The organism is Lentimicrobiaceae bacterium, assembly GCA_023227965.1.
Classification (GTDB): domain Bacteria; phylum Bacteroidota; class Bacteroidia; order Bacteroidales; family JALOCA01; genus JALOCA01.
In genome coordinates, this window is the sequence record JALOCA010000006.1 from 93,311 (window position 1) to 115,282 (window position 21,972).

General features: G+C 40.4%; 18 protein-coding genes. 10 read left to right on the plus strand and 8 right to left on the minus strand.

The genetic code is table 11. The annotated features are described in order from the left end of the window. The first annotated feature begins 15 nt into the window (after window positions 1–15). Window positions 16–255, plus strand: coding sequence for a 50S ribosomal protein L28 (gene rpmB / locus M0R21_03535; GenBank protein ID MCK9616886.1), 240 nt, complete (start codon window positions 16–18; stop codon window positions 253–255). A gap of 142 nt (window positions 256–397) precedes the next feature. Here rpmB and M0R21_03540 read toward each other — a convergent pair whose 3' ends face one another. Then, window positions 398–1,117 (minus strand): T9SS type A sorting domain-containing protein, encoded by a 720-nt coding sequence (locus M0R21_03540; protein MCK9616887.1) that lies wholly within the window; start codon window positions 1,115–1,117, stop codon window positions 398–400. A gap of 168 nt (window positions 1,118–1,285) precedes the next feature. Between M0R21_03540 and M0R21_03545 the strand changes: the two genes are divergently transcribed. Further along, window positions 1,286–2,983: an Omp28-related outer membrane protein gene (locus M0R21_03545; GenBank protein ID MCK9616888.1), complete on the plus strand. Its 1,698-nt coding sequence runs from the start codon at window positions 1,286–1,288 to the stop codon at window positions 2,981–2,983. Between the two features lie 140 nt (window positions 2,984–3,123). Here M0R21_03545 and M0R21_03550 read toward each other — a convergent pair whose 3' ends face one another. Further along, entirely contained in the window at window positions 3,124–3,282 is a 159-nt protein-coding gene (locus M0R21_03550) for a hypothetical protein (GenBank protein ID MCK9616889.1), read from the minus strand. Window positions 3,283–3,578: 296 nt separating this feature from the next. Between M0R21_03550 and M0R21_03555 the strand changes: the two genes are divergently transcribed. Then, window positions 3,579–6,203: a gliding motility-associated C-terminal domain-containing protein gene (locus tag M0R21_03555; GenBank protein ID MCK9616890.1), complete on the plus strand. Its 2,625-nt coding sequence runs from the start codon at window positions 3,579–3,581 to the stop codon at window positions 6,201–6,203. 129 nt (window positions 6,204–6,332) lie between these two features. On the opposite strand, the gene M0R21_03560 is transcribed toward M0R21_03555, so the two are convergent. The 4 genes from M0R21_03560 to ygfK form a co-directional block, all read right to left on the minus strand. After that, window positions 6,333–7,592, minus strand: coding sequence for a pyridoxal-phosphate dependent enzyme (locus M0R21_03560; GenBank protein MCK9616891.1), 1,260 nt, complete (start codon window positions 7,590–7,592; stop codon window positions 6,333–6,335). Window positions 7,593–7,661: 69 nt separating this feature from the next. Beyond that, window positions 7,662–7,802, minus strand: coding sequence for a hypothetical protein (locus M0R21_03565; GenBank protein MCK9616892.1), 141 nt, complete (start codon window positions 7,800–7,802; stop codon window positions 7,662–7,664). A 46-nt stretch (window positions 7,803–7,848) separates the two neighbouring features. Then, a complete protein-coding gene (locus M0R21_03570; GenBank protein ID MCK9616893.1) occupies window positions 7,849–8,232 on the minus strand; it encodes a GxxExxY protein in 384 nt (127 codons plus the stop codon). A 58-nt stretch (window positions 8,233–8,290) separates the two neighbouring features. Next, the gene (ygfK, locus tag M0R21_03575) at window positions 8,291–11,569 is read right to left on the minus strand and encodes a putative selenate reductase subunit YgfK (protein ID MCK9616894.1); all 3,279 of its coding nucleotides are present in this window, start codon (window positions 11,567–11,569) and stop codon (window positions 8,291–8,293) included. Between the two features lie 89 nt (window positions 11,570–11,658). Between ygfK and M0R21_03580 the strand changes: the two genes are divergently transcribed. Next, window positions 11,659–12,249 (plus strand): NTP transferase domain-containing protein, encoded by a 591-nt coding sequence (locus M0R21_03580; GenBank protein MCK9616895.1) that lies wholly within the window; start codon window positions 11,659–11,661, stop codon window positions 12,247–12,249. Window positions 12,250–12,365: 116 nt separating this feature from the next. Then, complete coding sequence (locus M0R21_03585; GenBank protein MCK9616896.1) at window positions 12,366–12,548, plus strand: hypothetical protein; 183 nt, start codon at window positions 12,366–12,368, stop codon at window positions 12,546–12,548. Between the two features lie 473 nt (window positions 12,549–13,021). On the opposite strand, the gene M0R21_03590 is transcribed toward M0R21_03585, so the two are convergent. Next, window positions 13,022–13,603, minus strand: a complete 582-nt coding sequence (locus M0R21_03590) for a hypothetical protein (protein ID MCK9616897.1) — start codon at window positions 13,601–13,603, stop codon at window positions 13,022–13,024. Window positions 13,604–14,091: 488 nt separating this feature from the next. Here M0R21_03590 and M0R21_03595 point away from each other — a divergent pair, with 488 nt between their 5' ends. The 4 genes from M0R21_03595 (at window position 14,092) to M0R21_03610 (ending at window position 19,752) form a co-directional block, all read left to right on the plus strand. Beyond that, on the plus strand, window positions 14,092–15,168 hold the full coding sequence (locus M0R21_03595) for a hypothetical protein (GenBank protein ID MCK9616898.1): 1,077 nt from the start codon (window positions 14,092–14,094) through the stop codon (window positions 15,166–15,168). Between the two features lie 6 nt (window positions 15,169–15,174). Next, window positions 15,175–18,279, plus strand: coding sequence for a UvrD-helicase domain-containing protein (locus M0R21_03600; GenBank protein MCK9616899.1), 3,105 nt, complete (start codon window positions 15,175–15,177; stop codon window positions 18,277–18,279). A gap of 2 nt (window positions 18,280–18,281) precedes the next feature. Beyond that, window positions 18,282–19,028, plus strand: a complete 747-nt coding sequence (locus tag M0R21_03605; protein ID MCK9616900.1) for a TerB family tellurite resistance protein — start codon at window positions 18,282–18,284, stop codon at window positions 19,026–19,028. 196 nt (window positions 19,029–19,224) lie between these two features. Next, on the plus strand, window positions 19,225–19,752 hold the full coding sequence (locus M0R21_03610) for a hypothetical protein (GenBank protein ID MCK9616901.1): 528 nt from the start codon (window positions 19,225–19,227) through the stop codon (window positions 19,750–19,752). A gap of 4 nt (window positions 19,753–19,756) precedes the next feature. Here the strand turns inward: M0R21_03610 and M0R21_03615 are convergent, their stop codons facing one another. After that, entirely contained in the window at window positions 19,757–20,545 is a 789-nt protein-coding gene (locus M0R21_03615; protein MCK9616902.1) for a T9SS type A sorting domain-containing protein, read from the minus strand. Between the two features lie 198 nt (window positions 20,546–20,743). Here M0R21_03615 and ispG point away from each other — a divergent pair. Continuing rightward, window positions 20,744–21,972: (E)-4-hydroxy-3-methylbut-2-enyl-diphosphate synthase (gene ispG, locus M0R21_03620; protein MCK9616903.1), on the plus strand; the 1,229-nt coding region annotated here is incomplete at its 3' end.

Genomic DNA, 21,972 nt, shown 5'->3' on the forward strand with positions numbered 1-21,972 from the left:
GAAAAATATTAAGTCATGGCAAGAATTTGTGCAATTACCGGCAAACAAATGATGGTGGGAAATAATGTTTCTCACTCCAACATAAAAACCAAACGTAGATTTTATCCCAATCTTCAAACCAAGAAGTTTTATATTCCCGAAGAAGATCAGTGGGTTGTATTGAAAGTTTCGGCTAAAGGGCTTCGTACCATTGATAAAAAAGGCATCAGTGCCGCTTTAAAAGATGCCGCCGACAAAGGATTGATTATTTATTAGTTTTTTATAATTTAGTTAGAAAAGCTGTTGCTCATGCAACGGCTTTTTTTATTTTTTACCCGTTCAGATTACATTACACTATAAATAAAAAAAAGCTACCTCAGTCAGAAGTAGCTTTTTTTATTATTAAATTTTATTGAAACTATCTGGCAATAATTACTTTTCTTGTAACCACAATTTTTTGATTTTCTATCAGCGAAATATAATAAACTCCCGAAGGAAGATTGGAAACATTCATTGTAAACAGATTGGCATTTTGTGACAATTGCGATTGTTTTACCAGGGTTCCTGTAAGATTATATAACTTCACTTCTGCCTTCGAACTGTTGATATTATACTGAAGTTTAATAACTGAAGAGGCAGGATTGGGATACAAGGAGACAATAGCCGGCATCTCCTTTTCAGCTATTCCAACATATCCGGCAACAAAAACTACATTATAGCAAACCGAATCCAAAGGATTACGTTCGTTAAAAAACACATATTGTATAGTGTCGTAGCCAGGAATAGAATAAGGATTCAAATCACCAGTAAAATAGAAAAAAGTGTCAGCAGCATTGATGGTAACAGGGTTTTCTGAAACATAAGTTGTGGTTCCATAACAAACATCCCAGCAAAAAGTGTTTTCGTGCCCTGTGGTTACATATTTCTCAACCTTTTTTACTTTAACATCAATGGCAGCACCTGAATTATTTGTAACCCAGATATATGATGACATATATTCATTTGATGGAGGCCTTAGTATCACAATAGTTGAATTATTGGCAACAACTCCACTGCTGTCGGAAAGCGACAGGCTTTGTGCAAAAACAACTGCTGAAAGCAACACAACGGTGGAAAACAAGAGTACAAATTTTTTCATAGGGAATATTAATATTAAAAATGAGAATAAATCTTTATAATTAAAACACCCTGCAAAGATATGGGAAAATCATATTTAAAAAATGAAATATATAAAATTTTTAGTGAGTGCTTTTTTTCTATAATTTTACACCGCAAAATAAGGATTTTTAACCTAAAATTTAACAAAATGAAAAAAACAATACTCGTTGTTATAGTGATAATTGGAATATTCATTATTAACACAAAACCTGTTTTTAGCCAATCGCAAAGAATGGTATTGGCTGAAGAATTTACCAGTTCTACCTGCGGACCTTGTGCCTCACAGAATCCGGCTTTTGATGCATTGCTGCAAGCAAATCCTACAAAAATTACCGCTATTAAATATCACATGAACTGGCCTTCTCCCGGCAACGACCCCATGTATCTGCAAAATACTGTTGATAATGGTTCCAGAAAATCGTATTATTCTATTAATTCTGTGCCAAATGTAAGAATTGACGGTATTTATTTAGCTGGCTCACCCAGTCAGGTTAATCAAAACACTATCAACAATGCCAATGCAGTACCTTCACCCTTTGATATTAATATCAATCAGCGTCTTTCTGCAGCTCAGGATAGTATTTATGTAACCATGTTAATAAAAGCCACTCAGGAAGTTAGTGGCACAATGGTAGCTCAGATTGCTGTTATTGAAAAACATATCCATTTCAATACTGCTCCCGGAACCAATGGAGAAAAAGATTTTTACAATGTTATGAAAAAAATGCTTCCAACTGCTTCCGGAACACAACTTCCTTCATCCTTGTTACCTGGCGATTATGTTATTATTGAAAAATCCTGGAAATTGGAAAATGTGTATAATATTGACGAACTATCGGTTGTGGGATTTGTACAAAACAATACAAACAAGGAAGTATTTCAGGCTGCAAATTCGTCAACAGACCCGATTGTTCCTTTATATGCCAATGATGTGGAAATGTTTGGAGTTAATAATGTGCTGGATAACGAATGTAATTCATTCCTGAATCCGGTAATGACATTACGGAATAACGGTAACCAGCCGCTTACTTCATTAGTCATCAAATACAGCGTTAATGATAGTGAAATTCAAGAATTTCAATGGACAGGAAATGTTCCTACCCTTGCCAAAACACAGGTTACCCTTCCTGAAATAAATTTCAATATGCAACAAGATAATGTTTTGCATGTTTATGGTGTTGAAACAAATAATATTGGGGACGGATACCCCAAAAATGACACTCTCGGTTTTGCTTTTGCACAGTCGCCAATAACCCAGGAAAAAGTTTTCCTCACATTGAAAACCGACGATTTTCCCGAAGAAACAAGTTGGGAAATTGTTGATAACAATAATACTGTAATTTTTTCAGGAGCTAATTACACAAATGCAAACTACCTGTATCGCGACACCCTCGAACTACCCGAAAATGCATGTTATAAATTCATTATTCATGATGCCGGCGGAAATGGTATCTGCTGCGACAACGGACATGGGGTTTATCAGTTGAAAACCGATGCCTCTGTCGAAATTATCGGTGGTGGTCTTTTCACAAATATTGAAATGGCTGCTTTTGAAAAAGACAATTCGACTGGTATCCCTTTTATTGAAAACAATAATTTACATCTCACCGTTTTCCCCAACCCTTTTGGAAATTCTACTAACATTAGTTTCCAGGTTCCTGAAGGTAAAAAGGCTACCATTAGTGTATCAGATGTTTTAGGGAATATGATTCACAAAATTAATATTAATCACGATACACAAAAAACTATTGAACTCAATTGCTCTGACATGAAAGCCGGTGTTTACTTCTTTGTTCTCGAGTGCGAAGGAAAAACAGTTATTACTAAAGCTATTCTGCAACCCTGATAAAGAATTTATAATGCAGATTGCAAAACAGGCACACGTTTTATCCGTAGTGCCTGTTTATTTTTTATCAAAAAAATTGAAAAAATAGTACTGAGGATTATGTTTTTCAGGTAATTATTGACGACGACAAAAAATTGAAATCATTTGTTCTTTTCCTTTTTGAATGCAAAAATAAGCATCAGCATTGCAAAAATTCCTGCTAAAACAGCTCCAAAAACATTCATCTGCTTTCCCAAAAGAATAATAAGCACACCGATCAGGCAGGCTGTTAAAAACATAATAAAACGAAATGTAAACATAACTATTTGTTGTTGTCAAAATTCACAAAGCTAATTTCTGTAATGATACAGCATAATAAAAAAGATGTCCGGATTCATGAATCCGGACATCTTTTTTAGCTGTATTATACTTAAAAACCTGATAGGAAATACACTTATCAGAGAATAATCTTTTACGAACATTCTCATTTAAAACTTTATTTTTCTTTTTTTTACATATAATTTTATATTTATTTGATATTACAAGCAATAAATTTTTGGCTTGTCGTTAAAGTAATAAAAGTAATTTACTACTTTTGAACTTTAGGTAACTTACTATGAAAAAGCATTGGTTATTAGCTTGCTTACTGATAAATATTGCAGTACAATCCTTTGCCACACACCAACGGGCAGGCGAAATTACCTATAAACAGTTGTCGGGATTAAATTATGAAGTTACCATAGTTACCTATTCATATTCACCAAGTCCTGCCGACAGAAATTATCTGGTTATTCATTACGGGGATGGTGATACGGCAATTTTGCAGCGGGTAAATGGTCCGGCGGGCATAAATCCGGCGGGAGAATACTGCCAGCATTTAGGCGAAATGGTGGGATACGAAATTAAAAAAAACATTTACATTGGATTGCACACTTATCCCTCGTTTGGAACTTTCACTCTATGGCTTGAAGACCCTAACAGAAACGGGGGTATCCTTAACGTGCCTAACTCGATAAACACACCTTTATATATTGAATCGCTTCTGGTTATTAACCCTTTTCTTGGTGCCAATACCTCACCCGAATTATTACTTCCGCCAATTGATAATGGATGTGTTGGAGTTTCCTTTCTGCATAATCCCGGGGCTTACGACAGCGAAGGTGACAGCCTTTCGTATAAATTGATGATTTGCCGGGGAGCAATGGGACAAACTATTCCCGGTTATACTTATCCCGAAGCCAGTGAATCGTTCACACTTGATTCTGTTTCGGGCGATATGCTTTGGAAAAATCCTGTCCTTGCAGGCGAATATAATGTGGCATTCCTGATTGAAGAATGGAGAGGAGGCCAACGTATAGGGTATATCACACGAGATATGCAAATAAATATTACTGCCTGCAGCAACGACCCGCCCGTAATACAAAGTATGGCTGATACCTGCATTGAAACCGGAACTACACTTAATTTTTGGGTTGTTGCTACTGATTCTCCAAACCAAAATATTACACTTACCGGAACAGGCGGTCCGCTTGAACTTACTGAAAATCCTGCCACTTTTGAACAACCCGTTGATTCGCTTGGCAAGGTTTCATCTCTTTTTTCATGGACACCAGGTTATGACCAGGTACAATATTCACCCTACACAATGTATTTCAAGGCAACGGACAATGGCTCTCCGGTAAACCTTGTGGATATAAAAACTTTTAATATTAAAGTGGTTGCCTCTGCACCTGAAGGATTGAGTGCCCTTCCACTTGGAAATACAATTAAATTAAACTGGGAAAAACCGGATTGCAATAAGGCAACAGGCTATGCAATTTACCGAAAAGACCAATATTATGGCTATTTACATGACAATTGTGTAACAGGTGTACCGGGATATACCGGTTTTATCCGTATAGCTACTTTAACATCACTGGATGATACTGTTTTTACTGATGATAACAATGGAGCAGGCTTGATACATGGGAGAGATTATTGTTATATGGTAACAATTCTTTATCCCGATAGCGCCGAAAGTTATCCCACGCCCGAAGTTTGTTCGGCATTGAAAAAAGACCTTCCTGTAATTACAAATGTAAGCATTGGGAACTCTGACCCTGAAATGGGTGGAGTGTATGTTGCCTGGTCGAAACCAACGGAAATAGATACCGTACAGGCTCCGGGACCATATAAATATGTAGTTATGCAATCCGATGGATTTTTTGGTGAAAATTTGGTCCCGGTAGATTCTACCATTAAGCTTAACGATACTATCGTTTACAAAATGTATTTGAATACAACCGACAATCCCCTGAGTTATCGTATTGATTTTTATAATAACGATCCTTCAAACTATTTTAAAATTGGAAGCTCGCAGGTAGCTTCTTCGGTATTTCTTACCGCCACGCCTTCCGACCGAACAGTACTTTTAAATTATAACTTTAATGTACCATGGACAAACAGTAGCTATATCATTTACCGATTATATTTATCAGATAGAAAATTCGACACACTTACAATTACCAATCAGACTTCGTATCTGGATACAGGTTTAATAAATGGAAACAAATATTGCTACCAGGTGAAAAGTATCGGACGATATGCAAGCCCGGGAATGGTAGTACCTATTGCAAATGTTTCGCAACATGCCTGTGCCATACCTTTGGATAATGTTGCACCCTGTGCGCCGCTTTTAGATGTTTCAACCAATTGTTCTGAAATAGCTAACACCTTAATCTGGACTTTTCCCGGACAACATTGTGCCGATGATGCAGTAAAATATTATATTTATTATTCTGCATTATCTTCATCAGAATTGCATTTGATAGATTCGATAGAGGATATGGATGATACGGTTTATGTTCATAATAATTCTACTTATGTGGGTTGTTATGCCGTGATGGTTGGCGATTCAATGGGAAATATCAGCGATACGAGCAATATTGTCTGCATAGATGAAGATGCCTGTTCGGCTTATGATTTGCCTAATGCTTTCACTCCTAATGGTGATAACTTTAATGATTTTTATAAAGCATTGAATTTTGTTAGCGCAAACCGAATTGATCTAACTATTTTCAATCGTTGGGGGAAGAAGGTATATCATACAACCGACCCGGCATTTACCTGGGATGGGAAAAGCATGGAAAATCACAGAGATTGCAGCGACGGAGTATATTTTTATGTATGCGATGTTTACCTGCAAACGCTTTCGGGTGAGAAAAAACAAACCCTGAAAGGCTCGGTAGAAATTTTGCGTTAAAAACTAATAAAGGAGTTATCATTTCAAACCTTCCAGCGTACGAAGTACCTGGAAGAGTTTTTATGGGAAGAGTTTTTTTTACAAAATATCTTTAACTCTTCCCCCCGATTAAATCGGGCTTGAAAGGTTTTAAAGCAATCCCGTCCGTTCGTTGAATTCTTCTATCATCTCATCCCATTTTTCACTCTGATGGAAAAGTGATGGCCACAGATCACGGTCGTACCAAAGCTGGTTCAGGTCTTCAATCGTCTTGCCCTGCTGTTCCACCCAGGTATAATACTTCAGGTTATGAATGGCTTTCTGATCCTGGTAGGTAAGTTCTTTCATGTGATCGGTAGCCGTTCCGTAAAGGCATTTTTCAAAATCTTTGGCTGCCTGCAACGGGGTGTAGATGCCGCGTTCTTCCTTCAGTTCCTGGATTCTGGACTGGTACATGTCGGCAGAGTCGGTGGCGATGGTAAAGATGATGTCGTCGCCGTTCATCTCGAAATATTTTGCCATCTTGATGGAAGAAATCAGGTTGGCAATGCCTGAAATGCCAATCAGATGCAGGTCATCGACCAGCTTTTTATCCACGCCGTTTTCCTTAAGATATTTCGTTCCTTCTTCTTCATTAAAAAGACGAAGAATACGCATGCAGTCTTCATCGTCAATGGCGGTAACCACATCGGTATTTTTCACATTATGAACCCAGGGAACATGCTTGTCGCCTATGCCTTCGATGCGATGCCCGCCAAAACCATTCTGTAGCAACGTAGGACATTGCAAAGCTTCGGAAGCCGCCACCTTGAGGTGCGGATGCAGGGTGCGCAGATAATCTCCGGCAGCAATAGTCCCGGCAGAACCCGTAGAAGATACGTAAGCCGCCAGATTACTATTTTTGCCTTTCAGGGAATTAAAAACTTCCTCGATGGCGTATCCGGTAACGTTGTAATGCCAAACCGGATTGCCAAACTCATCAAATTGATTAAAGATGATGCAGTCTTTTCTTGTCCGGCGTATTTCCCAGCATTTATCGTAAATCTCTTTTACGTTGGATTCACAGCCGGGAGTGGCAATCACTTCGGCATCTATCTCTTTCAGCCAGTCGAAGCGTTCGCGGCTCATCTCTTCCGGAAGGATGGCAACGGCAGTGCAACCCATCAGGTACGAATCGAAAGCGCCACCACGACAGTAGTTACCGGTGCTGGGCCAAACGGCTTTATGGAAAGAAGGATCAAATTCACCGGTGAGGATGCGCGGAGCAAGACAACCGTAGGCAGCACCAACCTTGTGAGCGCCGGTCGGAAAATATTTCCCCAGCAGAAGCACAATACGTGTATCCACGCCGCTGATGGCTTTGGGTATTTCGATATAGTTTACACCGCTATAAAGTCCGCCTTTTTCCACAGGCTCATTCTTCCAGGTGATACGGAAAAGGTTCAGCGGGTTTAGTTCCCATAAGCCTATGATTTTCTGCTATTCTTTAATCTTATCCGGAATCAGTTCCGGGTTGCGCATTTGTTTGAAGGTAGGAAGGATTATTCCTCTTTCGCGAAAGCGTTTGATGGTATTTTCCAATACCTGCGGATTGGTTACTTCGGTAGTTACGTTTATCATTTTATAACTTGTTTATAGAACACTGATGACACAGATTAAACGGATTTTAACGGATTATTTTATTATTGTTTGTAAATATTTTACGCAGAAACTCCGGCTCTTTACCAAAGTTCAGCAATAAGCCAACTTCTATTTCTGTTGCTTTTAAATAATTGATAAGTTGAAATTCATGCTCTTCGCAAATTGCTTCGGCTGCTTTAAGTTCAATAATAACTTTATTTTCAACTAATAAGTCGGCATAATAATCACCAACTTTTATTTCATTATAATAAACACTGATAGGATACTGCTTCTGACAAGTCAAACCACATGAATTTAATTCCAGATTCATCGCATTTTCATAAACTTTTTCCAGAAAACCATAGCCAAGCGTATTATACACCTTATAAAAAATGCGGATAATTTCACTTGTAAGCTCTTTATGCAACATTTCCATGTTATCTGTTTTTAATCCGTTCAATCCGTGTCATCCGTGTTCGATCTTTCTATTAATATAATTTTTCTACAGCTTTCATCAAAATAAACATCTCTGCCGCCAGTTCGGAGGAGGCTGTTACCAGACATGGAACCTTGAAAACGATATCCGAAGGTGTAAAATCCGGCAGCATAAAAGTAGCTGCCCACTCATCGGTTTCGTAACGATACTGGTTTTCGTTAAAGGTCAGCGTACGAATTTTTTGTTTTTCTTTATAGATCAACACTTTTTTATCGCTCAGTTTGCTGAGAAAATAGCCTGTTTCGGCTTCGTTAAAACTCTTTATCGTCAGGTAAAACTTCGGTTTGTCCTTGTACGGAGCGCCATTGGAAGGACAAAAAGTGTTGCAGTTTCCACATTCATTACAGAAATCACCGATGTTGAGTATCTGAAAGCGTTGCTGTACACGGAAAATCTTGTCGTCCTCCAGAGTGATTTTATCATCTTTTTTGGTAATCTTTTTCAGCATAAACGTTAACGGTTCTGTCTGGTAACCGTAATTGGCAAAGTTGGGGCAAACGCTTACGCAAACATTGCAAACCTCGTCGCAGCTAAGGCAACGGGAAGCTTCGGTTTTTGCCTGCTCAACGGTAAAAGCGGGTGGAATGGCATAAGGTTTTTCTCCGGCAGGAACGATTACCGGTTTTACCTTACGGGCTTTTTTAACCGTCAGTTGGCAAAAGTCAATGTCTTTATTTATTACCGGAGCAATTACCGGAAATTGTTTTCCTGCCTGTGCAACGATGAGCCGGGCAGTTTTTTGCCCGTCGCCGATGGCGCGGATGATGCTGGAAGCGCCACGCAGGGCATCGCCACCAATAAACACATTGGGCAGTTTAGTCAGGAACTCCGGATTGTTCACCGTAAAGTATGGATTCATAAAATCTATTACCACGTCCTGCCCTACCGCCGGGATAATCATGCTTGCTTCCAGATCAAATCCGGAACCTTCTATCCTCACCGGTTTCGGACGACCTTTCTCATCCACACCTTTCAGTTCCATCTTCTGACAATGAAGCAAAACTTTTCCCGGAACAGATTCCGTAATTTGGAGCGGAGCTGTGAGCGTAAGAATTTCCACGCCTTCGCGAAGTGCAGCCTCCACCTCTTCGTAAGCTGCAGGCATCTCGGCAAGGGTACGACGGTAAACGATGGTAACGTTACCGTTTTCACCGGCAATTTTCTTAGCCATCCGTGCGGCATCCATGGCGGTGTTGCCACCTCCAATGACGATGACATGATTGCCGGTTGATAAAACTTTTTCTTGTTTGGCAAGACTTAAAAATGCCAGTGGATCGGTTACAGCCGGAAGGTCTTCCCCGGGAATATTGAGTCTTTTCGCTTTTTTGGCTCCGGTGGCAACGAAAACATAATCGTAATCCCGTTGAAGTTTTTCAAAGGTTTCCCCGGTAACGGGTGTTTCAAAATGTATTTTTACTCCGGCATCGACTATCCTTTCGATATCTTTTTCGATACCGGCTCCGGGCATGCGGAAAGAAGGAATCACCGAGGCAACCATGCCTCCGGCATAGGCTCTTTCTTCAAAAACATCCACTTCAAAGCCGGAGAGGCGGAGAAACCAGGCACAGGACAAACCGGCAGGACCAGCGCCGAGAATAGCAGCTTTCAATCCATTGGATGGAAGTGTTGCCGGAACGGTTTTTTCCCCGGCCTGTTCGGAAACAAAACGTTTGATTTCTCTGATTTGTAAAGCTTCCTCGTAATTCATCCGGGTACACTTGGTCTGGCAGAGGTGATCGCAGGCCATACCGGTAACCGTGGGAAAAGGATTGGTGCGAAGTATCATATGGAAGGCTTCTTCAAACCTGCCTTCGGACGTAAGATACATGTATTCGGGAATATCCTGGTTAGCCGGACAGGTATCTACACAAGGCGCATGAACACAGTCGAAATAGCCGAGCGGACGCCGGGTTTTAATGTCTTTTGGTAAATGTCCTTTCCGGTAAACGGGATTGGAAAGTGCCTCAGCGGAATATTTTTCAAGGTTATGCAAAGCGGCTTCTGAAACGTCCGTAAAGGCATTTTCTGTCTTTTTCAGGATAAAATCGTCGAGACTGTTTGCCGAAAGGCGATACATCTCTTCCTTTAAGTTTTCGAGATATTGACTTAGCCGACCATAGCCGCCCGGTTTCAGGATGTCGGAACAAACGGTAACGGGTTTCAATCCGCAGGCGAGAATGTCGGCGAAGTTGAAACAATCGGCACCGGCAGAAAAGGAGATGTCGAGCTTACCGCCGAAGTCCTGTTGCAGTTTATGGGCAAGGTTGATGCTTATGGGATGCAAAGCTTTTCCGCTCATGTACATCATCTTTTCGTTTTCCGGAAAGACGTTACGGAAGTTTTGGCTTTCGAGGGTATTGGTAAGTTTGATGGCAAAATGTACGTTCTTCTTTTTTGCCGCAAGGCTAAGGTTGCGGATAATGTTTAGCGCATCGGGATATTTCAGGTCGTGTTCAAAAGCAAGGTCGGGAACGGGAGTGGAATAACCAAGGGTATCGTTCAGGATGCGGCGCAGCCTATCCGGACCAAGCAGGGTGGGATTCAGCTTGATGGTGGTGTGCAAACCTTTTTCTTCAATAAGATATAAACCGATCTTCTCAATCTCCTGCGGCGGGCAGCCGTGCATGGTGCTCAGGGTAACATTATTTGAAATGCAATCGGGAATGGCTATTTCATCAATCAGGGGATAAATCTTGCGAATGGCGTTAATCTTTTCCTGCTTTTCGGCATGGCAATCTCTCATCTTATCGAAAAACCATTGCACATTTTCGTTAAGGATGCCTTCGTAATTGTAGCCGACGCTCATGTTGAATACCCCCCTTTGTCCCCCCGAAGGGGGGAAAGCCTCCCCTTCGGGGAGGTTTGGAGGGGTGAGAGTGTGTATGATAATCCAGGCATTCAGGTATTGGTCGAAGCTTTCTTTGATTTTGAGTTCCTGCGACCATTCGCAGTTGTAGCCTTCGTCGTACATATCGATGCAGGGCTTGGAAACGTCAAGTTCGTCGAGGGTTTGGATGGTTTTCAGTTCGATGAAACGTGCGCCGCAAAGCCATGCCCCGATGATGTTTTGTGCCATCTGGGTATGTGGTCCGGCGGCTACGCCCAGCGGAGTTTCGAGCAGCTGACCGAAACGCTTACTTTGAAAAGCAGGTTCGGAACCGGTATAAAACAAACCTTTATCCAATCCAAAATACTGGACATTCTTTAATTGTTCGAGAATAAGATGGAGCAAATGCTCAAGGGGTACGACGGAAAATTTATCCTGCTTCATTCTTCTAAATTCAGTAAAACTATTATTTTCAGGCAAAAGTATGAATAAAAATTCAGAACTTTGTTTTGCCAATATTTTTGAAATCAATTATGAAAGAAGATTGTCAGGCAGTGGTTCTTGCTGCCGGAAATTCAGGGAGGATGGGTGTGCCAAAAGCTTTCCTGACTTACGACGAGCAACATACGTTTATCGAACACATTGTTTCGGTGTATGCTGAATGGCATTGCAGGCAGATAGTGGTGGTGGTTAATCCCGAAATATATCCCGTAGCGGTCGATCTTACGGGCAGGTTTGGCAATATCTGTACGCTTGTTGTAAATCCCAATCCTGAACAGGGAAGGCTTGTTTCGGTGAGGCTGGGAATGGCAAAGGTGGATACGGGATTCTGTTTCCTGCATAATATTGACAATCCTTTTACCGACGCCGACTTATTGACCCGACTCTATTTGTGTAAGGACAGAGGCGATGTGATTATCCCCTCGTGGAATGGCAAGGGCGGGCATCCGGTGTTGCTTTCCTGGAAAGTAGTTGATGGGATACGAAATGCGACCACCGGCGACCAGAACTTACACAAACTGCTTGACGATTACAATAAATATTACCTTCTCTGCAACAACGAAATGATTCTTCGAAATATCAATACGCAGGAGGAATTCCGAAAATGGAGAAATGAAAAGTGAAAGTTCATTTATTTGCGCAAAACCTCATCCCGAACTCAGGTTATTAATTATATTTGCATAGTAATTGCAGATATAAATTACCATCCATAAAAATTAAATATTAAAGGAGAAAAAGCATGAAAAAAGAAATGCAGGGGAATGCTCCTTCAAGTGCAGTGTATGGCTTGGGATTTATTGGAGCGGCAGTATATTTTATAGCGCATGCCACCGGTTTCTGGGTTGGCGTATTGGGATTTTTAAAAGCCATGGTTTGGCCTGCTTTTTTGGTTTACGAGGCATTTAAACATTTTGGGATGTAAACCCGCTGCGGATGGTTGTAAAGGATACGCAACCGATGAAGTACTCGAAAACATCCTTGTTTTTTTTAATCCGGTAGCATTAAATGATTTCCTGATGTTTTACCTAAATATTTTGTTAATAACCTGGGCTCGGGATAAAATATGTTTCCTGTCTGCCTGATAATAAAGCTATCGGGGTTTCGACATCCATAGAAAGGATGTTTTATATTTTTCAAAAACTCTCAAGGGTTTTAAAACCTTGAAGGTTTTCATCGGCTACGGCAACATGCTGAAATATTCCAGGAATGGTTTGTAACCTTATGCCAGACTCATGTTGATAGCAAAAATTTTTACTTGCTTTTCCCTCAAAAAAGTAGTATAATTGCAAAGTTAAAGTTTTGCCAGTCTCTGTGTTAAAGTTCCAACCATTTTTGCCGGCTCCTGTTCTTTTTTATTATTTTTAACTTTCAGAAAAATACCTGTCCGCCCTTTTATCAGCTATGCCACCTTGTGGCAATGCCATATAGGTATAAAAAAGCTGAAGTATCGGCTATGGCAGTGCCATACAAGTATAGAAAAATTAATATATAGGCAATGGCAGCGCCATACGAGTATAGAAAAGCTGAAGTATCGGCTATGGCAGTGCCATACAAGTATAGAAAAGTTGAAGTATCGGCTATGGCAATGCCATATAGATATAGAAAAATTGAAGTATCGGCTACGGCAGTGCCATACGAGTATAGAAAAATTAATATATAGGCAATGGCAATGCCATACAGATATAGAAAAATTGAAGTACCGGCTACGGCAGTGCCATACGAGTATAGAAAAATTAATATATAGGCAATGGCAATGCCATACAGATATAGAAAAATTGAAGTACCGGCTATGGCGACGCCATACGAGTATAGAAAAATTAATACATAGGCAATGGCAGTGCCATATAGGTATAGAAAAATTGAAGTATCGGCTATGGCAGCGCCATACGAGTATAGAAAAATTAATATATAGGCAATGGCAATGCCATACAGATATAGAAAAATTGAAATAGCGGCAATGGCAGCGCCATATTTCATTCCGGAACAAATATTTACATCCTTATAACTTGGGTTCGGGATAAAATATGTTTTTCATCTGCCTGATAATAAAGCTATCGGGGTTTCAACATCCATAGAAAGGATGTTTTATATTTTTCAAAAACCCTCAAGGTTTTAAAAACCTTGAGGGTTTTCATCAACTACGGCAACAGGCTGAAATATACCAGGAATGTTGTAACCTTATGCCAAACTCAGGTTGATAAGTATTTATTTATAATTTTAGGCGAAAAACGTTTAGCCATAAACGGATAGCCATATTAAATTATTATTGGCAAGCAATTCAGGTTGTTTGAGTAATTTGGATACAATTTATTTAATATATTTTTATCCGTGTTTTGTCATACTGCGATAATAAAAATTAATACCTTTGTTTAACCATATACAATGGAATACGCAATAGTATTGATAAAAACATATTTATTAATCCCAATTTTACTTATAACTATATCCAACATAAAATTTTACTAATGAAAAAGATATTTACTACACTAAGTCTGTTGTTATTCGTTTTTTTCGCTTTCAGCCAAATCACAATCAATGCCGATGATATGCCCAATGTGGGCGATACTATTCGCACAAGTATATCCTATACGGTTACCGGTAACTATAGTCTTTCCGGTGCTAACCAAACCTGGGATTTTTCCGATTTGTATGCTTTTACGCAAAACGTTGACACTTTTGCAAGCGTTTCATCCACCCCTTTTATTTACCAATTGGTTTTTGTGTATCCATTGTATGCCACTATTGCGAAAAAACGTCCGGGAATGGATACTATTTCGGGTGTTACCATCACCGATGTCTATGATTTCTATAAAGAAGCATCCTCTTCTTTCGGACTTGCCGGTTATGCCGGATCATTGAATGGTATTCCCATTCCTTTGAAATTTGACACACCGGAAATATTGTATAAATTTCCTTTGACTTACGGTACAAAAGATTCTACCATTTCCACGGCCTCTCAGGGATTAACCGGCATGGGTTCCTACACCAGCATACATAAAAGGGTGAACGAAGTGGACGGATGGGGAAATTTAATCACTCCTTTTGGAACCTATCCCGTCATCAGGGTAAAATCGGAAGTGTTTACCTACGATTCGGCGTATATTGATTCGTTGCAAATGGGTTACCCGCTTAACCGGCATTATTTCGAATACAAATGGATGGCAGACAGCAGGGGCATCCCCATTTTGCAGATTACCCAGGAAGGCTTCGTGGTAAGCGCAACGTATATTGATTCCGTACGCAGCCTGCTGAGTGTTCCCGCAGTGGTAAGCAGTGAAATGACCCGGTTCTCGGTAAGCCCTAATCCTGCAAAAGATATGCTGGCATTGAACTTTTACATCCCGGAGGCACCTCTTACCTCCGAAGTGGTTTTATTTTCGCTCAACGGGGTTAAAGCCGCCACTTTATTTTCAGGGAAATTGAACCCTGGACAGTTTCGCCAAAACGTACCACTTCCCCGCGAAAGAATTAATCCCGGTATGTACCTTATCATTGCCCGTATCGGGTCAGAATATCGGATTGAGAAACTCCTTATTGAATAAAAGCGGATGAATTTTACCGTTTACAGGTCTTCCGCCGGTTCGGGAAAAACATTTACGCTTGTAAAAGAGTATCTGACATTGGTGCTAAAGCATCCTGCCGATTTCAGGCATGTGCTGGCAATCACTTTTACCAATAAGGCGGCATCGGAAATGAAAAACCGCATCCTCCGCAGTTTGCACGAATTGGCAGAACCCGAAAAATATGCCCGCTCGGCTACTCAGCAATATTTAATGCCGATGCTACAAAAAGAAACCAGGTTACCGCAAGCGGTGCTCAGCAAAAATGCAGGCAAAACTCTTACACTCATACTACATAATTATTCCGACTTTGCAGTTTCTACCATTGACAGTTTTGTACACCGGATAATCCGTACATTCGCCCACGACCTAAAACTCTCGGTAAGTTTTGAAGTGGAAATGGATGTGGAAAAACGCATTGCCCAGGCAGTTGACATGCTGATTGCCCGGGTTGGTCAGGATGAAAAACTTACCCGGATATTGGTAACCTTCCTCGAAACAAAAACCGAAAACGACCAAGGTTGGAATATTGAAAGAGACCTGAATACATTTGCAAAAACCTTGTTGCGTGAAGACAGCCTGTTTTCGCTGGAAAAACTTAAACTGCTTACTATTGATGATTTTATTGAAATAAGCAGCACCTTACACCGCCAAACCCGCAGCATGGAAAACAAAATGGCTGCAAGTGCCCGGCATGCGCTAACGCTTATTCAGGATAACGGACTGCAGTCCTCCGATTTTTACCAGGGTGATAAAGGCATTGCAGCATATTTTAATTACATTGCTCAGCATCGCTTCGATAAATGCAATCCGAATACCAATGTATTGAAAACCATTAAAAACGACAATTGGTATTCCGGAAAAGCCGACCAAAGTAGCCGTAGGGCTATTGACGGTATAAAAAACATCCTTACGCAGGCACTCCATTCCATTGTAGAAATTTCAAAAGAGTATCCCCTGTTTCGTCTGGTCGGGAGAAATATTTACTCCCTTGCCGTTTTAAACGAAATTGACAAAGAATTGGATGAGATAAAACTTAAAAATAACATCTTACCCGTTTCGGAGTTTAATAAACGTATAGCTGCCATAGTAATGAATGAACCGGTGCCGTTTTTATATGAAAGGCTTGGTGAAAAATACCGTCATTTTTTGTTGGATGAATTTCAGGATACTTCGATACTGCAATGGCAAAACCTGCTTCCCCTGCTCGAAAACTCTCTTGCTTCGGGTTTTCTGAGCCTGGTGGTAGGCGACGGGAAACAAGCTATTTACCGTTGGAGAAACGGCGAAGTAGAACAGTTTATGCGCCTCCCGGCAATTTTTCACAAAGAGATGAGTACTTTCAACGAAGCCCGCGAACGCCTGTTGCAACAAAATTTCAGAGAAGAGAAACTGGCAACCAATTTTCGCTCCAAAGCAGAAATTGTTGATTTTAATAATCGCTTTTTCAGTTTTATTTCGCAATCCCTCCCCGATAAATACCAATCCATTTACAGGGAAGTTGTTCAGGAATACCAATCTGAAAATACCGGGGGCAGGGTAGAATTGCATTTTCTTCCCAAAGAAGACTTTAAAAATAATAACCTGAATACCCTTCGTGATGTCATCCTGCAGTGCAGGGAAGATGGTTTTTCTTACGGCGATATAGCTATATTGTGCAGAAGCAACGATTCTGCTTCACAAATTGCCCGTTTTCTGATTGAAAACAGCATAAATGTCATTTCTTCCGAGTCGCTGCTGCTGGATGCATCCCACGACGTAAATTTTATCATCGCTTTTTTAAAACACCTGCTGCTACCTTCCGATAAAATAGCACAACGTGCAATAAAAGAACATCTTGTTGCAAAAGGGTTGCTCAACCATGAAAAGCTGTCAGCTGCACTGCGATTAACAGATTTCAACATCTCCCACAGCAAGCTTTCAAGGTTGAGCGTGTACGATTGCTGCGAAGAACTCATCCGGACATTTGGTCTCAACAAAAAAAGCAGTCCACATATTTTGTTTTTTTTGAATGCAATACAACAGTTTACATTAACAGGAAAACATACTATCAGCGATTTTCTTTTATGGTGGGAGGAAAAGAAAACTAAATTATCCGTTGTGGTACCCGAAGGTCCCGATGCCGTAAGCGTAATGACTATACATAAAGCAAAGGGACTTGAATTCCCGGTTGTTATCTATCCATTTGCAAAAGAATCCCGGAAAATAGCCCTATCCTCCTTTTGGGCTGACAATCCCATTGAATCGCAACCACAACTTTCAGTAGCAAATATTGCGATGGTAAAAGAACTGGAAGAAACCCGCTACGAAGCCATTTACAAAGAAGAAAAGGAAAAATCGCAACTCGACCTCGTTAACCTTGTTTATGTAGCATTTACCCGTCCTACGCACCGATTGTATGTGCTTACGCAATTACCTTCCCAAAATGACAATACAATCGAATCGGTACCCAATATGCTGTACAGGTTTTTAAAAAACAGCGAATTGTGGAATGAAAACCTTACCTCCTACTTTTTTGGGAACGCTGTGGAAAACGACAGAATGGAACGCAAAATTTCTATAGAAAATATTGACATATCTTCGTTTATTTCAGAAGCATGGCAGCAAAAAGTTGTAATTAGCCAATCGGCTGCCACAGCCTGGGATGTAGAAGACCCAGAGAAAAATAGCCATTGGGGAAGTCTCGTGCATTACGTATTATCCCAATTGCAAAATACAGAAACTATAGGGGAAACCCTCGATACATTGTTGTCGGCTGGAATCATTGATACCGCTGAACGCCAGTGGCTGCTCGAAAAAATAGGAAAAATTGTCAGTCATCCTGGTCTGGCACAATTTTTTGCAGAGAAAACTGTTCATAAAATCGAAGCAGCCATTCTTACACGGAAAGGAAAGGTGATCCGACCCGACAGAATTGCCATTTCAGGAGAAACAACTGCCTTACTCGACTATAAAACCGGGGAGCCTTCCGAAACGCATAGGACACAAATTATTGAATATGCCGAAGCTTTGCAGGAAATGGGGTATAAAAATATAAAGAAATACCTGGTGTATTTGAACGATGAAATAAAAGTAGAATTAGTAAACGATTAAATATGGTAAGTTACGGAAAATGGATAGGCGGAGGCTTAGGATGGGTTTTCGGCGGTCCTATTGGTGGAATTCTTGGATTTATTTTTGGCTCGATGTATGATGGCATGCAAAGCGGTGCATTCGAATACAAAAAAGTTACCAGTGAACGTCCCCGTTATGGCTCCACACAGCAAGGTGATTTCAGTATAAGCTTGCTCATTCTGTCGGCGGCAGTAATGCGAGCCGATGAAAAAGTAAAAAAAGCCGAACTTGATTATGTAAAACGGTTCTTTTTGCAGCAATTTGGTCAGGAAGATGCTGAGCAAAAAATTTTAATGCTCCGCCAAATTCTGAAACAGGACTTTGATTTGTTTGCGGTGTGCTCGCAAATCAGGCAGTACATGGAGTACCCTTCACGCCTGCAACTTATGCACTATCTGTTTGGTATTATTGCCGCCGATGGTTCGTTTCCCCCCCGTGAAATAGAAGTTACCGAAATGATTGCCGTTTACCTGGGTGTTAAACCTAACGACTTGTCATCCATCAAAGCTATGTTCGTTCGCGATACAAACAGCCCTTACCGTATTCTTGAAATTTCTCCAGATGCACCCGACGAAGAAGTAAAAAAAGCCTATCGTCGCATGGCTGTTAAATTCCACCCTGATAAAGTCAGCCACCTGGGTGAGGATATTCAAAAAGCTGCTAAAGAAAAGTTTCAGCAACTGAATAGTGCTTATCAGGAAATTAAAAAACAAAGGAATTTAAATTAAGGAATTTACGTTTGAATCGTTACTTTTACAAGAAGCTGTACATTCTTTCATCCTTTCTATTGTTATCGGTAAAATATTGCCTTCAGACTTGCATGATTTCATTAAACAAAATCCGAAATACACATTGCTTTTTCCCTTAACTTTGAAAACTTTTTTTTATTAAAGTATTACTTTACACATTTAAAATCCAACCGCCATGAATACAAAAAATAAATCCGGAATATTTTGGGGAATCGCCCTGATAGTAATCGGACTACTTTTCCTCATAAAGATTTCATTTCATATCGAAATTCCTATTGTACGCCTTTTGATGGCATCTGCGCTTGTTTTGTTGGGGATTCGTATGCTTACCGATAGGAATGCTTTTCTGAAAGCAAAGAGTAGCAGCATTTTCGGGGAAAATCATTTTGTGTATTCCCAGGGAGTTCGCAATTACAGTACTGTGATGGGAGAAGGAAGGCTGACTATTACCACTGCCGACCTTATAAATGACACTTACCTTGAAATTTCCTGTGTAATGGGGTCATTTATCATCCTGGTTTCGCCAGATATCCCTCTTACCATCCATTCAACATCAGTGCTTGCATCGTTTACCAATCCCAAAGGACATACAAGTACCATAGGTTCATCGGAATATATTGGTAAAAAACAAACTCCCTCACAACCTGCGCTTACTATCCATGCAAGTGTGGTGTTAGGGAATATGGAAGTAAAGTATTTATAGAAAACTATCTAATAATCAGTTTTCGAGTGCTTTTCTGCCCACCGGCATCAAAACACACAACATAGATACCCGGATTAATACCCGAAAGGACAAAAGAATGATTTCCCTGAGTCTGTTCTTCATCAACAGGGATTGATATAAGTTGCCCAGCGATAGAATACACCTTAATTTTCACAAGATTACGTGAAGAAATAGTATAGCTGATTACTGTATTGCCTGAAGATGGATTGGGATACATGCTAAATGTTCCGGAATTATTTTCTTTTATGCCTGTAGTATTTTTTTCATTAACAGCAAGTGTGGAAAGTTTTGTAACGGATTTGCTAACGGTAAAGGCTCCGTAAAAGGTAACATCACCGGTACCTACAGCAGGAGCAGTCCATTGAAATGTCCACACTTTGGGGTTAGATGAACTGGCGCTGCTTTGAGTAACATATTTACCGCTACCTACCAATTTATTTCCCGAGCCGGCAATAAGAGTTCCCAATAAAGCACCGGAAGCATTCTGTGGAGACACTTCAAAGCCTTTTTGCCCATTACCCGAAACTGTAACTGTTATCGTATAAGTTGTACCCGGTGTATAGCCTTCGGCAGGTATATCCGATGTTATCCAACCAGCAACACTGGTTGCGCTCCCATTATGGCATGAAACACAATTTTGTCCGTCGCCCGGCGAACCAGTATATCCGGCAGGAGATCCCCCAAGATATTTACTGTTATTTCCGCTGTAACTTTCCAGTAATACAATACTAAACACAGCAAGTATGGCATATACATAATAACTTTTTTTCATAACAAAGTGTATTTATATGTAATTTTTTTACAAAAATTTTTACAAAAATAAGTATAAAAACCTACATTTCTATTATTTAACAAAATTTAGAATTTCCATAAACAAGTATTCATCTGGTTGATTGCAAATTCACAATTATCATCCATTTAGCGCCATTTTATGTATTTTTGCCAACACAACTTCAAAACGCATTCATTAATGTATTGCAACAGTATTTCCGGTTATTCGCGGTTATTAACCCGAGAGGTACCGATTGGCGACGTACCTGTAGGTGGAGACAATCCCATTCGCGTGCAGAGCATGACCAACACTCCGACCCTCGATACCCGAGCCACGGTAAACCAGGCAATACGTATGATAGAAACCGGTTGTGAGTACGTCAGGATAACTGTACCGGGAATAAAAGAAGCTGAAAACCTTGCCTTTATAAAGAAGGAGTTGTTAAAAAAAGGCTATCACACACCACTTATTGCCGATATTCATTTTAATCCTGCTGTTGCAGAAATAGCCGCCCGGCTTGTAGAAAAAGTACGTATTAACCCCGGTAACTATGCCGATAAAAAGCAGTTTCACGAAATTGCATTTACCGATAGCGAATACACTGCCGAACTGGAAAGAATACGGGAAAGATTACATCCACTGATACGCATTTGCAAAGAATATGGTACAGCGCTTCGTATTGGTAGTAACCACGGTTCGCTTTCCGACCGCATCCTTAGTCGCTTTGGAGATACTCCTGAAGGCATGGCAGAATCGGCAATGGAATTTATACGAATCTGTGAAGATTTGGAATTTCATAACATAGTCCTTTCGATGAAATCGAGCAATGTACGGGTGATGGTACAAGCTACCCGACTACTGGTAAGCAAAATGCAACAGGGGAACACGGTGTACCCTTTGCATCTCGGTGTAACCGAAGCTGGCGATGCCGAAGAAGGAAGAATAAAATCGGCAGCCGGTATTTGTACACTTTTAACCGACGGTATAGGTGATACAATTCGTGTTTCGTTGACCGAAGAGCCCGAAAAGGAAATCCCGGTAGCCAAAGCCCTCGTAAAATATATTGAAAAGTTCAAAAATACTCCTCATTTTACGAAAAATGAGGCATTACCATTTAACCCTTTTGCATATGCAAGACGAAAAACAAAGCCGATTGTAAATATCGGAGGGGCACTCCCTCCCGTTGTGATCAGCCACACAAAGAAAATACCTGAAGGAGTCCATGTTTTTGACAACGATAGCGTCAATATTGTAGCCGCTTTCCGGAATTTTATTTCCCAAAAGGATGCTGAAAAAGATACTTCTCCGGTAATTATAAAAAGGAAATATTCCGGTTTGGGGTTACCGGATTTTATAATAACTGCCGCCGCCGATTGTACACCCCTGTTTATTGATGGGCTTGCCGACGGATTATGTTTACAGGCAGA